The organism is Levilactobacillus brevis (assembly GCA_021383565.1).
GTDB lineage: Bacteria > Bacillota > Bacilli > Lactobacillales > Lactobacillaceae > Levilactobacillus > Levilactobacillus brevis_B.
On record CP079699.1, the window covers coordinates 1,114,722 to 1,129,503 of the forward strand.

Annotated in this window: 13 protein-coding genes and 1 tRNA gene; 8 read left to right on the forward strand and 6 right to left on the reverse strand. The window is 49.7% G+C overall.

The genetic code is table 11. The features are described from left to right. Positions 1–22 precede the first annotated feature (22 nt). From KB236_05225 to KB236_05245, 5 genes are all read left to right on the forward strand, one after another. Entirely contained in the window at positions 23–553 is a 531-nt protein-coding gene (locus KB236_05225; GenBank protein ID UIF30127.1) for a minor capsid protein, read from the forward strand. 53 nt (positions 554–606) lie between these two features. Next, positions 607–1,107, forward strand: a complete 501-nt coding sequence (locus tag KB236_05230) for a VanZ family protein (protein UIF30128.1) — start codon at positions 607–609, stop codon at positions 1,105–1,107. A gap of 13 nt (positions 1,108–1,120) precedes the next feature. After that, positions 1,121–1,399 carry a YbjQ family protein gene (locus KB236_05235; protein ID UIF30129.1) on the forward strand — a complete coding sequence of 93 codons (279 nt, stop codon included), beginning with the start codon at positions 1,121–1,123 and terminating at the stop codon, positions 1,397–1,399. Positions 1,400–1,464: 65 nt separating this feature from the next. After that, positions 1,465–1,548: transfer RNA gene (locus KB236_05240), tRNA-Leu, on the forward strand. A 750-nt stretch (positions 1,549–2,298) separates the two neighbouring features. Next, entirely contained in the window at positions 2,299–2,778 is a 480-nt protein-coding gene (locus KB236_05245) for a MarR family transcriptional regulator (protein UIF30130.1), read from the forward strand. A 640-nt stretch (positions 2,779–3,418) separates the two neighbouring features. On the opposite strand, the gene KB236_05250 is transcribed toward KB236_05245, so the two are convergent. Together KB236_05250 and KB236_05255 are read right to left on the reverse strand one after the other, a co-directional pair. Continuing rightward, complete coding sequence (locus KB236_05250; protein UIF30131.1) at positions 3,419–4,099, reverse strand: CPBP family intramembrane metalloprotease; 681 nt, start codon at positions 4,097–4,099, stop codon at positions 3,419–3,421. Between the two features lie 345 nt (positions 4,100–4,444). Continuing rightward, entirely contained in the window at positions 4,445–4,645 is a 201-nt protein-coding gene (locus KB236_05255) for a hypothetical protein (protein ID UIF30132.1), read from the reverse strand. Between the two features lie 275 nt (positions 4,646–4,920). Between KB236_05255 and KB236_05260 the strand changes: the two genes are divergently transcribed. Then, positions 4,921–7,638, forward strand: coding sequence for a glycoside hydrolase family 65 protein (locus tag KB236_05260; GenBank protein ID UIF30133.1), 2,718 nt, complete (start codon positions 4,921–4,923; stop codon positions 7,636–7,638). A 12-nt stretch (positions 7,639–7,650) separates the two neighbouring features. Next, positions 7,651–8,322, forward strand: a complete 672-nt coding sequence (gene pgmB / locus KB236_05265) for a beta-phosphoglucomutase (protein UIF30134.1) — start codon at positions 7,651–7,653, stop codon at positions 8,320–8,322. Positions 8,323–8,784: 462 nt separating this feature from the next. On the opposite strand, the gene KB236_05270 is transcribed toward pgmB, so the two are convergent. Both KB236_05270 and KB236_05275 read right to left on the reverse strand, forming a co-directional pair. Next, the gene (locus KB236_05270) at positions 8,785–10,275 is read right to left on the reverse strand and encodes a tyrosine-protein phosphatase (GenBank protein ID UIF30135.1); all 1,491 of its coding nucleotides are present in this window, start codon (positions 10,273–10,275) and stop codon (positions 8,785–8,787) included. A gap of 514 nt (positions 10,276–10,789) precedes the next feature. Beyond that, the gene (locus KB236_05275) at positions 10,790–11,560 is read right to left on the reverse strand and encodes a Cof-type HAD-IIB family hydrolase (protein ID UIF30136.1); all 771 of its coding nucleotides are present in this window, start codon (positions 11,558–11,560) and stop codon (positions 10,790–10,792) included. A 155-nt stretch (positions 11,561–11,715) separates the two neighbouring features. Here KB236_05275 and KB236_05280 point away from each other — a divergent pair, with 155 nt between their 5' ends. Then, positions 11,716–12,363 carry a deoxynucleoside kinase gene (locus tag KB236_05280; protein UIF30137.1) on the forward strand — a complete coding sequence of 216 codons (648 nt, stop codon included), beginning with the start codon at positions 11,716–11,718 and terminating at the stop codon, positions 12,361–12,363. 52 nt (positions 12,364–12,415) lie between these two features. Here KB236_05280 and KB236_05285 read toward each other — a convergent pair whose 3' ends face one another. Next, entirely contained in the window at positions 12,416–12,745 is a 330-nt protein-coding gene (locus KB236_05285) for a DUF960 domain-containing protein (GenBank protein UIF30138.1), read from the reverse strand. 66 nt (positions 12,746–12,811) lie between these two features. Beyond that, positions 12,812–14,293: an MFS transporter gene (locus KB236_05290; GenBank protein UIF30139.1), complete on the reverse strand. Its 1,482-nt coding sequence runs from the start codon at positions 14,291–14,293 to the stop codon at positions 12,812–12,814. Between the last annotated feature and the right edge of the window lie 489 nt (positions 14,294–14,782).

Sequence of the window (14,782 nt, forward strand, 5' to 3'; positions counted from 1 at the left end):
CCACTATCTGAGGAGGATTTTCGTGAAAAAAACGAGCAACTTATCAACCAGTATTATTATCTTTCTGATTCTAGACGTGCTTCTGGGTATTCTCTTTTTCCTGATGGGTCAGACCATCACCTGGTCGACGATAATTGCCGCCGGGTTAGCCATCATCTACTGGGCTTGTCCCCAGATTGGGCGATTAGTGGGCTTGAACCGCCCCCAACCAACTTCCCCCACAGTCACTGCCAATCAGCCGTACGCCGACTACTATCAGTTGAATTGTCAACTGGATAAGGATACCTGTCCGGACTGTGGCGCACGGGACGGCCGGATTTATCGCACGGATGAAGCCCTGCCTGGCCGTAACTATCCGCCCTTTCATCCCGGCTGCCGCTGTACAGTGACGCCCTGCACGGGAGAGTTGCCCGCAGCCCCTGACCGTCAGTACCGCGATCCCCAGACAAATGCCCTCAAGACGGGCCCCTATCTGACCTACGCAGCTTGGCGACAGGCCATGCTGAAACAATATGGTCCGACCGTCTTTTCACCTAAAAATTCGCAAAAATGATTGTTCCCGTTCACCCAAATCGGTATACTTGAAAACATTAGGGGGCGAGAACGATGGTACGATGGCTACCGTTTATTTTAGTCAGTATCCTCTGGGCAACCCTGTGTCTACGTGACTGGTCCCAGCACCGCTTCCGGCGAATCTGGTGGTGGTTGGGCTGTTGGGGCCTCAACGCCCTGACCTGGACGCCAATCGCCATTACCTTGGGCGGTAGCGTTGGTCAGATTCAGTCTTTCCAGTGGGCCGGGGGTACCTGGGTCTTATGGCCGCTACAGCCAGCAGGAATCGACGCGTCATTCTGGTTAAATATCGTCATGACGGTGCCGCAGGGAATCATCTGGCAATACAATCACAGCGTTCATCGGTGGCGGCAATGGCTGCTGGTGGGGCTGGCAACGGGATTCACCCTGGAAGCCGGTCAGGCGCTCTTCAATCGCCTGGTCAGCCTCGGGCGCTGGGTCGATATCAATGATGTCATTACCAACTGTCTGGGTGTGATGATTGGCGCAACCGTGATGTGGCTCTGCCAACGTCGCTATCCAGACCTAAAATGAGGAGGAACACGCGATGTTCATGACAACTGGTGGGCTAAACCGGGCCCACACGATTCAGGGGATTTTAACTGCAACGACCCATACGATGCTTCGGTCGGAAAAACCCGATCAATTCGAGTTATTCGATGATTTGTTCACCGAGGCCAAACAAAAGCTGATGGCCCAGGCCCAGGAGAATGCCGCCGATGGCCTGATCAACGTGCGGTTTAACACCGAGGTTGTTCGCATGAACGTGGCCCCCAAATTTCTGGTGGTGCACGCCTACGGAACGGCCGTGAAATTCCCGAAATAAAAAAATTTAAATTAGGGGTTCACATTTATACACGGATAGTGTAGTATATTACTTGTTGTTGAGTTGCCCCGATGGCGGAACTGGCAGACGCGCAGCGTTCAGGTCGCTGTTTGAGAGATCAAGTACAGGTTCGAATCCTGCTCGGGGCATCATTTAACAAAGAAAAGGAACGCTGAGAAATCAGCGTTTTTTTTTGTTCAAAATTTTTGAACCCGATCAAGCCACCCGCTTCCCATCATTGAAACGGTTATGTTCAGCAGAGAGTCAAGTCAACGTGAATCGCGTTGAGCAAAAGTGAAACCTTGTTGATCGCATTTCTGCTAAATGATTTGCGGAAATTTTGCACATCTTTTTGCCAACTTTTCCCGACATAATTGTTATAGTCTCTCTCCATATTTCTGTTTCACCACGCTACCCTAGCGCAAACTTTCTGGCTAACACAATTTTCTCATTATCATTTTCATAAAATTTAACTTTCCATTTGAGAATCTTCTGGTATACTTAAGCAGTCTTATCAACCGACTGTTTAATTGACAACTTTAATCACCGTAGCTTCACCTATTTCGTTTTATTCATTAAAAAACTGCGATCAGGGGATCATCTTTTTTTAAAGGTCCTGTCAGGCTTACGCCTATTGCACATACCCTGTACAATTTCCCATCATTTCATTTATCTATGAATGATGGTATTTCCCATGTCTACCCATAAACATGCCGTTCATTGGTCGATATGCTATATAATTAATCTAGTGTGACGTTTAAGCGAAGCTGTCCGACAGTTAACCTGTTCACGTGCACACCTGACTGCAGTTTTCAGTCAACATGCAAGATGTTTTACTTGCCAGTAGCAATTTAATTGTATACAATACTCTGGAAAGTAGACGAAAGGAGGCCAATGCAATGGCAGACGTTAATCCTGTCCTGTTGGACGAACAATTATGCTTCTCAATTTATTCGGCCAGCAAGAAATTTAATCATTTTTACCAAAGTGCCCTCGCGCCCTTTGGCTTAACCTACCCCCAATATATCGCAATGTTGGTGCTCTGGGAAAAGGCACCGCTCACCGTGCATCAACTCGGTGAACGGCTGGAGCTGGACAGTGGTACTCTGACTCCGCTATTGAAGCGTCTTGAAAAACAAGGCTGGGTCAGCCGGGTCCGGAGTCAAACCGACGAACGCCAGGTCCTCATTCATTTAACTGAAATGGCCACCACGAAACGTGATGAAGTCTATTCTCGAATCGGTCAATGCCAAACCTTACTGGGCATGTCTTCCGAGGAGATTGACGACATGATGTCCGAACTGGTCACCGTCAAGGAACAACTCGATACGGTCAGTCACAAACGACTGATCGCCAAAGAAGTCGATAAGATCAACTAAAAATGACCAACGCCCCCTATTCGAGTGTGTTGGTCGTTTTTTTAGTTATGTAGCTGAGGGGTGAAAGCTAGAATCCGCAGTGTGCCAAGGATAAGACTCATTATAATACGATAATCGCGTACTGGCCGCCTTACCGTTCGCCAAATTTGGTCTGGATCGCGGTGGGCAGGACCGGGAAAAGCCCAAGAACGGTCTTTTCCCTCGCTTTGAGCCGTCAACCCGCGTCTCAAAGACGCCATTTTCCAAGCAAAATCCTTGGAAAATCCCACGGCTGAGACCAAATTTGACTCACTCACGGCTACTTGAAGTGTATCCAATTAAATCGGCCAAACGTGGTCACGCCAGCGATGTTACCGTAAGTTTAATGGGTTTCAACCAGCGTAACCGGAGGCAGCCAGAGATGGAGGTAGCCGTGGCAGCGGTGTTAGCTGACGTTTTGAGTCAGCTTACAGCGCGGGACGTGTTTGGAGACTGGCGATTCTTGTCAGGCTTCAAGCCGAGCCGGAGGACCGCTTCTCAGGCCGCAGGCGGTCCCCACAGCGCCGGAATCTCTGGCAGCCGCAGGTGACAGCGGTGACTCATTTAATGGCGACAAGTTTTGTCAGCTGGGGATTGAAGCAGGTTTGCGAACTTTCAACCTTCAGTTATGTAGACTGGCAATCATGGCGACTACCGCAATCAGATTGTTAAAGCCGTGCATCACCATCGTGGCCTGAATCTTATCCGTCCGGCGATAAACGTAAGCGAACGTGCCACCCATCATCGCATAGATCAGCCAGCTAATGGGATTATTACTCTGGTGCACCAGCGAAAAGACGACGCCACTGACCACTACCGGAAGCCAAAAAGCCTTGGCCGGAAAGCAACCGCCCACAAGAAGCCCTCGAAAAGTGAGTTCCTCCAGAATTGGTGAGGCCAAGACCGCCGTGAGACTCAACATGACCAGTGTTAAGGTGCTGTGGCCCATGATATCAGCGATGAGCGTATTGTTCTTCGTGCTGGTTTCGCCAAACAATCCCGCATTGACCAAGCTTAAGACAATCTCGACCCCAATCATGAAGGCGTACCCCTTCGCCATCAGTTTCCAATCCTGCCGTGTGAGTCGTTGCCACCGAACGGGATGAACTCGCCAATACAGCCAGCCGCCCAAGGCAATGGCCACCGCAAATCCCAGCAGATAGCCCGTTGCCCATAGCCCACGCTGCAGAGATGTACCGTGCGTCATGAAGGTCAATGGAATCTGAACAACCGAGACGACGACAATCATAATTAGAACCCAGCCAAAGTTCCAATAGCTCGGTCCTTGCTCCTTTAGTTGCACGTTATCATTCCCTTTTTCATTTTGTTTTCTTGCTAAACAAACCCCTCATCCCCCTTACACTACCAGTCTTTTGACGCTGTCAGCGGAATTTTGTGAGAAATTTGCTAAATATTTATATTTTAATAGCATTTTTGACCATTCTGCGTTACTATAGGGTTGCGGGTAAGTTTGAACTAACTTCAACTTACGCGTGAGGCTTCTGTCCTCATTCAACAGACAGATTTCATTTTACTCCCCCAAAGTAGATGAAATTTTTACAACATAATCCCTCAATTATGTTGTAACCTTACTCTTTGGCCATTGCGACTTATCGTAATGGCTTTTTTTGTGCCCAATTTTGGGCCATCACTCGTCATCTTCAACCGATCGGTGGGGCCATAATTCCCAGAATAGCCAGAAATTCACCACCGTGGCCAACACCAGACCACCGAAGCCAAAGAGCACCTTCGCCCAGCCCACGAGCGCCCAGGCCAGCAAGCCCCACATCGTTCCGCCAATAATCAAACCGGTCATCAGAATAATCAGAATTGTCGTGACCACTTTCATCGGTGCGCGCTCCCTTCACGTTGTCATGCTAAAAGCTTACCACGTTTCGGATAATTTATCGAAAGCAATTTTAGCCCTCACCTGCTTTCAAACTGATCGAACCAATGCTGCCAATCGCAAATCGTGCAATCGCTTGCAACGGCGCTGTTTTAGCGTTTTACCTCATCATTATTTTAGGCCATTTAAGGGGAATTAATTGCTTATTGGCAAATGGTACCCTAAGATAAATGGTGAATGAATACACTAAGTTATAGCAGAAAGGACGACGATCAAGCTTGAAAATCATTACTTTACACGTTTTAGATGATTCCCTACAGGTGAGCTACGCGCCGGCTGGTCAACCGGCCGCCCAACGCCAATTTACAATTGCTTATAATTCGAATCAGGGAATCGGTGAGAATCTGGAGAACCTCCGCGTGAAACTCGTGGGACTCGACGTTGACGCCGCCGTCATCGACAACGCCCTCAGCTACCCCTTCTCCGATACGGTAGTGGGCATCAATCACCAACGCATCGATATTGGGTTAGCCATCACCAACATGCTCAACATCCCCGTCGTCAGCAGTCAGGCCATTGCTGAACAAGGCCTAGACGCCGCGTTGAAAGCAAAGCGCGACTATCTAAGCTGGCATCTGGATTATTACGGCCAGTACCAAGGTAAACGTAACTACGGCCAGGAAGCCATGCTGACTGTGGGAAACGGCTTCTTCGGCCTACGCGGCGCCTACACGGAAGCCCACGCCGACAAAGACAACTATCCGGGCATGTACACAGCCGGACTCTACGATCAGCTGACGACCAACATTAACGGTCGGCAAATCACCAACGAAGACCTGGTGAACCTGCCTAACGCTCAGGCCCTGACCTTTGGTGTCGACCACCAGAATCCCTTCCAGATTAAGGCCAGCGACATTCAAGACATCTACCGGAGCCTTGACCTGCATACCGGGGCGCTAACCACCACCATGCTGGTCCAGCTTTCCACGGGGCATAGCCTCCAAATTAAGACCACTAAGTTGGCCAACATGCACGACTGGCACCGGTTGAGTATTCAATACAGCGTGACCCCCCTCAACTTCGCGGGATCCCTGCAGATCTACTCCGAGATAGATGGTAGCGTTATCAACGCTAACGTTGACCGGTATGCCGCCTTCAATCAACGTCACATCAAGGTTACCGGCACCGGTCAGCAGCCCGATACCATTTACCTGGAAGGTCAGACGCACACTTCGCAGGTCAACTTCATCTTGGGGTCTCATTTGGCAGGACCCGGCCAGGCCCTACCAGCACCGGTGGACGTTCGGCCCAACGCCGAACAACACATCCAGCAGATGCGCTCGGTCGCCGTTCAGCCTAACCAGACCTACACCTTCGAGAAGAACGTGGTCCTCTTTACCAGCCGTGAAACGAAGACCGATCTGATGACCGCGGCTAGTGCCGAATTACCTAAGACCACGTTTGCCGATTCGCTGTCCAGCAACACCGCGTACTGGCAGAAGCGGTGGCAAGACACCGACATTCAGATTACCGGCGACATCACGGCTCAGAAGCTGACACGCGTCAACCTCTATCATCTGTTCATCTCCACGCAGGCCATCGCTTCCGGCAAGATTGACGCCTCGGTCAACGCCCGGGGGCTCGATGGTGAAGCCTACAGAGGGCACGTCTTCTGGGATGAAATGTTCGACCTACCCGTCTACGCCTTGCACGATCCGCAGTTAGCCAAGCAACTTCTGATGTACCGGTATCGTCGTTTACCCGCAGCCAAGCAGAACGCTCAGAAGGCCGGTTTCGCCGGCGCCATGTATCCTTGGCAATCCGGGGCCAGCGGGGATGAACAGTCGCAAGTTGTTCACCTGAATCCGCTGACGAACACCTGGGACCCCGATTATTCCTCATTGCAGCGCCACATTTCACTGGCCGTGGCCTATAACGTCATCATGTATACTCACATCACGGGTGATCAGGACTTCATGACCGATTACGGCCTAGAAATGCTAGAAGAAATTGCGCAGTTCTGGCTCAGCAAGGCAAAGTATGACCAGCAAACCAAGCGCTACACCATCGACCAGGTCATGGGCCCCGACGAATTCCACGAGAATTATCCTAACGCCGATGCAACCGGCCTCAGTAACGACGCCTACACCAACCTCATGGTCACCTGGCTCTTCAACAAGTTGACCGATCTGCGGCACCATTTGCCACAAGCCAAGGTCCAGACGGTCGATCAAAAGACCGACTTCACCAAGGCCGTAGCCGAGAAACTCTACGGTGTCAGTCACCACTTAAAGCTCGATATTAACGAGGACGGCATCATCGGGCAATTCGAGGGCTACTTCAAGCTACCCCAACTCGACTTCAGCAAGTACCAGAAGAAGTACGGGGACATTTCCCGGATGGATCGGATCCTGAAGGCCGAGGGCAAGACGCCTGACGCCTACCAAGTGGCCAAGCAGGCCGATGCACTAATGGCCTTTTATAGCTTGGACGCCAAGACCGTGATGGGGTTGCTCAAACAATTAGGCTACGACTTACCGCAACAGGCCCTGTTAAAGAACCTACAGTTCTACCTTGACCGGACAACCCACGGCTCCACCCTTTCTCGTATCGTCTACGCCGTTCTGACGGCGATGGCGGGTAACATGGACCAGTCGTGGCAACTCTTCTCTCAGGCCCTGTTATCGGACTATTACGACATTCAAGGCGGTACGACCGCCGAAGGGATTCACCTCGGTGTCATGGGTGCCGTCACCCTGATGTCGACGCGGCATTACGCCGGTGTCGACGTGCTGGCACCGGAGATTACGGTGATGCCTCATCTGCCAAAACAGTGGCAGGCCTTGCGTTTCAATCAACTCGTTCGGGGCATCCGCTACCACTTTGAGATCGATCATCACCAAGTCAAGGTGACGGCCGACCACGCTACGACGCTCACTATTGGTCAACATCAAGTTTCACTAAAACCGCAACAACCCGCAACTATTTCATATTAAGGAGTGTTTTTCATGACAAAGTTCGCTGATATTAAAGGATTCGTTTTTGATTTAGATGGGGTCATTACCGATACGTCGGTACTCCACGGTAACGCCTGGCACCAACTCGCCGACTACCTAGGGGTTGCCTGGAGTGACGAACTCGCCAATGGCCTCAAGGGTATTAGCCGCATGGATTCTCTGGAAATGATCCTGAAAGCTGGGGGCAAGGAAAACGACTACACCCAGGCTCAAAAGGAAGAACTCGCCACCAAGAAGAATACGAACTACGTGGCCGAGGTCGATAAGATGACGCCTGCCAACATTTTGCCGGGGATGAAGGCCTTCCTCGATGATCTGCGGGCCAAGGGGTATCAATTGTCGTTGGCTTCCGCTTCTAAGAACGCTCCCCGCGTCCTCAGCAAGCTGGAATTGGCCGACTATTTCCCCAAGGTCGTTGACCCGGCCAGCCTAACCCACGGTAAGCCCGACCCCGAGATCTACACCAAGGGGGCCGAACTGTTGAACCTACCTGCCGCCCAGTGTATCGGGGTAGAAGATGCCGCGGCCGGGGTCCAAGCCATTAACGCGGCTGGTGAAGTCTCCCTCGGTATCGGCGACGCCACGGAATTGGGCGCTGCCGACATGGTCTTCGCCAATACGGCGGACGTCACGTTAACTAACATTGAAAAGAAACTCGGCTAAGCCTGTTGTTTAAGGCTACTGGACAGCTACGATCACGCGGCTGTCCTTTTTGTTTGCCCGCGATTACATCCCCCTTACTTAGTACTAATGGAAAAATGGCGGATTTTGTTGCGGTTTGACGGTTGAGTTTAGGAAAACTTAGGAAACTGGTCAGCAATAAGTTTATTAACCAATCAAAAATGGTGCCTCCATCATCCCTTTCAACCTCGCAGGAATAGACGATGCACCATTTTAGTTTCTCTTTTTATCAATTAATAATGTTTCAAGTGTTCTTTCTTGGAAAATGGCGTCTTTGAGACGCGGGCTGACGGCTCAAAGCGAGGGAAAAGACCGCCCTTGGGTTTTTCCCGATCCTGCCCACAGCAATCCAGACCAAATTTGGCGAACGGTAAGGCGGTCAGCACGCGACTACCCTATTATAGTGGGCGTTATCCTTGTTACACTGAGGATTCTAGCTGTTTTCTAGCGTTTAATCTTCGAAACGGCATTCGATTGAATCCAACGATGATAACCATGGGGGCTAACGATTTGAACATAGGTCTTCTTTTTATGACCAATACGCAGTTTGACCCGCTTAATCAGACGCCACTTAATTTTAGAGTCCTTAGTCAATCCAACTTTGTACTTCAAGTGCATATCATAAAAATAAGGACGATGTTTCTTCAGATGCACCATTTGAGCATGTTTAAGCCTCTTCACTGAAATGACTTTAATCCTAACCCGCTTATGTTTAGTCTTAACGGTTGGCTTGTGCTCCGGCTTGCTACTCTGTACAGCATCCGGTTTAGTGACCGCCTTGTTTACTTCTGAGTCCACTGAAGTCGACGGTATCGTCACATTCGGTCGTGAAGGTGCCTTGGGCGCTGGATAAGCTCGTTCCTCCTTATCGTTTGAAACTAAGTACTTAGACTTCAAGACCTCCTGCTGATACTTCGTAAATCCTAGACCGTTCACCAAATAACTGGGCATATTCTTGTAATAGCTGTTAATCTCACGATAATACTCTCGTAGCCAACTATATTGAACATGATGCTGATACCGTTCCGACAACATAAAATCTTTAGCAATTGTACTAGTATCCATGCCCAGCGCCGACATAATCAAAACAGAGGCAATCCCCGTCCGATCCTTACCAGATGAACAATGAAACAAAGTCGCTCCCCGCTGAGTCAAGAGACCATCCAAAAACTTCTTGTAACCTGTCATCGCCGAATAACTAAACTCTAATTGATGATTATAAAATCCGGCATCGCCAGGCTTATTCTCCTTAGCATCTTCGAAATCACCACTTGCATTCGTATTAAGACCAGCATTCGCAAACTTGCCTAGAATAGAAATGTTTTCCCAAGTGGCCTGTGGAATTTGCTTATCCTCACGCCCTTTGATTTGGCCAGCGGTACGCATATCGACAACATGTTTAACATCATGACTCTGTAGGACTTTAATATCTTCAGCAGTAAATTTCGATAGGTTTGCCGAACGTAATAACCGGTTGGTTTTGATTTTCCATTTTCCGTCAGCCGTCACATACCCACCTAAATCACGCGTATTATTATTACTCGAAGCATCACTCAATTTGAGGCGAGCACCCGGTGCGCCAGTTGCTGGCTCTTCTGGTACATCAAATGTTTTAGGTAAACTAGTTGGCAGATCGTTCGGATCATATGGCAATTTGGGCTTCGCGTTTGGCTTACCTGGCACTACGTTAGGCTTCACGCCACCATTTCCACTTGCACTGGAACCAGAATTTTGACCATTATTTGGCTGCGTTGGGACAACCGGCTTGTGCTCACCGTTATTGGCCACTTCGCTTCCATTCGGTACCGTAGCGACATTGGTTGCCGCATCGCGAGTTACACCATTCGCTAAGGCTGAGGTTACGGGTAAACCGGCATTCATCAAAGTTAACGTCAGAATAGCTAAACTCAGTGAGTGCTTCAAACGTTTATTCATGAAATCCCTCCAAAAGACATATTTTGTTGCCAATTACTAAAGTACCGAAACTTTATTTATTTCTGATTAACATCGCGTATCATTAATGTAAACGATTAATTTATATTCATGAAAGCGCAACATCTTTCTCAGGAGTCACGACCGATCGATTACATGCCTGCCTTTCACAACTATCCCCCTACTTAGTACTAATGGAAAAATGGCGGATTTTGTTGCAGCATGTCGGCCGAGTTTAGGAAAACTTATGAAACGGGATGTAAGGATTACCGGATTACCCATGTGCTGAGCAACGCTTGAAACAACCTCGACAGTAGCCGTGGGATTGTCCGAGCGGCGGTTACCGGTTAGACAATAGTGACTCCCACCGCGTTCAGCTCATTCTGCGCGAACGGCAAGACAGTCACTACCAGTATTACCCCCAAGATTTACCCACAATAAAACGGCATGTCCGTCAGCCCCACAAGCCGTGGGAACCGGCAGACATGCCGTTCTGATCTTCATCATTTTATTGAGCCTACCGAATCAGGCCGAAATGCCGCAAGCCCTTAACAATTCCGTCGTCCATGTTTCCAGCGGTCACATAAGCCGCCTTGTTCTTGGCTTGGAAGACTCCGTTACCCATGGCAATCGGGATGTCCACTTCATCAAACATCTGGAGATCATTTAAGCCATCCCCAAACGCGTAGCTCTTGACGTCGGTCAGTCCCGCTTCCTTGAGGAAGGTTCGAATCCCCGTCTGCTTGGTAACGCCCGTCTGCATGGTATCGAGTGCCCGCGGATTATTCCGGACAAACGACAGCGTCCCGGCAAACTTTTCTTGGTAGAGCCGTTCCTTATCCCGATTGAAGACGTTGAGAAAGTTAATCTCCTGGTGCTGGTACCACGTCGGGTCCACCTGAGCGTCCAACCGTAATAATTTAAAGTTATCGGTGGTATCCTGGTTAGCCTGACTCAACCGGAACCCACGATTGTTGAAGTACCCCAGCGGATCACCCTGCTCCTTAGCAAACGCCGTAATGGCGTCCAAGGTCTCTCGGTCAATGACCGCGGCCGTTAATTTTTTACCTTGATATTGGACGTAACTCCCGTTAGCACTGACCACAGCGTCAATGCCGGTCGCGTCCAAGACGTATTGAATCTCAAAAATGTTTCTTCCAGTCGCAATAACTGGTAGAATATGATGTTGTTGCATTTCTTGAATGGCTGCGACACTTGTCGGTAAAACATTCTTGTTGTCGTCAAATAAAGTACCATCCAGATCAAAAAAGACGATTGCTTGATACATTTAATCAACCTCCTAATCCACTAATACCAACGGTTTCATTATACAACAATGACCAAAGTACTGGAAATGGCGAAAATTTTTCTTCCCGGCAGATGTAGTAGTCAGTCATTTTATGGTACACTATATCTTGTATTTCGAATAAAAGAGGGGCTATCATGGTGATAATTACAGCTGGAATGATCGGAGTCGGCAAAACGACTCTAACTGGAAAAATCGCATCACACTTAAACACGCAAGCATTCTTCGAACCCGTTGGTGATAACCCGGTGTTACCACTTTATTACCGGGATCCAAAGCAATACGGTTTCTTGCTACAAATCTACTTCTTGAACAAACGCTTCAGTATGATTAAGCGCGCGCTCGCGGACGACAACAACGTCTTAGACCGCTCCATCTACGAAGACGCCCTGTTCACGCGAGAAAACAACGCTGAGGGTAACATCACGGACACCGAGCTTGAGGTTTACTTACAACTCCTCGACAACATGATGAACGAACTCGATGAACTGCCAAAGAAGGCGCCAGACTTACTGGTCTATGCGGACGCCGACTTTGACACCATCCTTCACCGGATCAAGAAGCGTGGTCGGGACTACGAACAATTCGACAACAACCCCGAATTGGAATCCTACTACAAGAAGATGTGGACGGCCTACCAAGGGTGGTTCGCCGACTATGACATCAGCCCTAAGATCAAGATTGACTTGCAAAAGTACGACCTTGACCAACCTGGCAACACTGAAATTGTCCTGAGCCAAATCGACGATGCCTTAAAGGACATCCGCACCGATGCGACGGTCTAACTAAAACAAAAAATCTCCCCCAAGCCACTTGGTTTGGGGGAGATTTTTTTGTCTAGTGATCCGCCGTTTCGGATGGTAACAGAATAATTTGACTATCGCCATCATCGTAAGCCAATACGGTTTCTGGTAGTTCGGGAGCATAAGCGAAATTGGTATCAAACCCCGCACTGAGCGCACCGGGTTGATCATCATCGTCCATTTGAACGTATTCAAATGTGGTCGTTCCCTGGTTATTGTGTAACTTGAACGTCAGTAAATTCTCCAACGGGAAGACCCCTTGAAGATCGTGGTCGATAATTTTCCAAACGGCGTCGATCATGTCGCCGGGTAGAACCGCAACGGTGCCATAACTGGCATAACGTGCATGATTTTTTTCGAACATTTTCTTCGCCTCCACTCTCGGTCATTTAGAACTATTATACCGTACTCCCCTTTAAAACGGGAATAATTACGCTTGATGATCGCTAAGACTCTGTGTTTCCTTGCGGTCAAACAGGTTAACGATAAATGACAGAACAATCAATAGCGCACCTGCAATAAAGATCACATGCAAGCCTTGGTACAGAATACCATGTAATGTCGGTAAAAGGTTAGCTGGCAACTCTTTGGCCGTCTGTGGGTTAATCAACTTATTCATCATTGCCAGATTGGTTCCGGCATGACTGGCCACGCCACGCGCCATGGCCACGTTCATGATAATTCCCAGGACCGACACCATGACGGTCTGACCCAGCGTCCGGGCCAACGTGTTAAAAGATGTGGCCACGCCGATCTCGTCGACGGCCACTTTGCTCTGCACCGTGACGGTCGTGGTGGTGATCGTAATCCCAAATCCGGTCCCACAGATTGCCGCAATCACGAAGAAGCTCCAGAATGGTGTGGTTGCGGGAATCACAGCCATGGTGACCGCACCAATCAGTACCAATGTTAGACTGATATTGACAATTTGATACGGGGACCGTTTCATCAATAATTTACCCGCGATGAAGGACCCAACAATCCACATCAGAGAGCTAGGCGTAATCGCGAACCCGGCTTCGGACGCTTTCAGGCCCAACAGCCCCTGCGTCCAAGTGGGAAGATAAACTTCAAAGCCCATGATGAACCCACTCAATAGTGCCGCAATTAAGTTCTGCACCACGAAGGTCCGGTTGGCAAATAGCGCCATGGGAATCAGTGGATCAGCCGCTCGCTTTTCCCGGTGAATAAATATCCAGAACGCGGCGATGGCCACGGTGAAGCCAGCGACGACCCAGACAACGTTGAGGTCACCCTCACCCAGTAGCTGGAATGTCAGCATGACCGCCAATAAACCTACGGACAGCCAAATACAGCCGGCCCAGTCCATGCTGAAGGCCTTGCGTTGCGTCTGTTCATTCAGGTAGAACCAGATCAACCCCATCGTGACAATCCCAATCGGAATGTTGATGAAGAAGATCCAGTGCCAGCTGAGTTGGTCGACGATGAAGCCCCCCAGTAAGGGTGCAACCACTGCCGCAATCCCCCAAGCAGAACCGTTGAGACCCATCACGCGGGCCCGCTGCTCTACCGGGTAGATATCGGCTAGAATCGTAAAGGAGACGGGCATAATCGCGCCGGCACCGATACCCTGCAACGCTCGCCAGGCAATCAGCGTCTCCATGCTGTGGGACATCCCCGATAGCGTGGACCCCAAGACGAAGATGAATAGGCCGACGAGGAACACCACTTTCCGTCCCATCGTATCAGCCAATTTACCATAGATGGGCGTGGCAATAGCGCTGGTCAGCAAGAAGATCGAGAAGACCCAGTTCATCAGGGCCACCCCGCGTAAATCACCGACGATGGTTGGCATGGCAGTGGAGACGATGGTCCCTTCAACGGCGGACATGAACGTTGCCACAAATACGGCAATCGTTACAACCTTAACGTTTGTTTGTTTCTTTTTCATAATTTCCTCCTACCGTTGGGCCCCACCACACAACGAAACTGAGTAGCCAAGCGCGCTACTTCCCAAGTTCTGTTTGAAACAGTAATACTTTATATTATCACGGGTCACCTCTAAAAATACAACCCCTGATGACAATAAACCAGTGAAGGGCTTCATGATTGTGCTTGCTGGCCGCCTTGTTGGCCGCCTTACCACAGCCGATAGTGAGCCCAAGATGAGCTCAGCCGTGGGATTATCTGAACGGCGTGAGCCGGTTAGATAATGGCGACTTGGAAACACCGGTTTTTGGTGATTCCAAGCGAGGAGAAAGACCGCTCCTTAGGCTTTCTCCGTCCTGCCCATCGCGTTCCAGCTCATCTTGGGCGAACGGTAAGGCGACCAGCTCACACAAGGCGGCTGTGATAGAATGCCTGGCAGACGCGGATTACTCGCCCAATTAATTTTAGCCACCAACTCAAAAATCCTGCTGGCAAGCCGTTGGCCCACTAG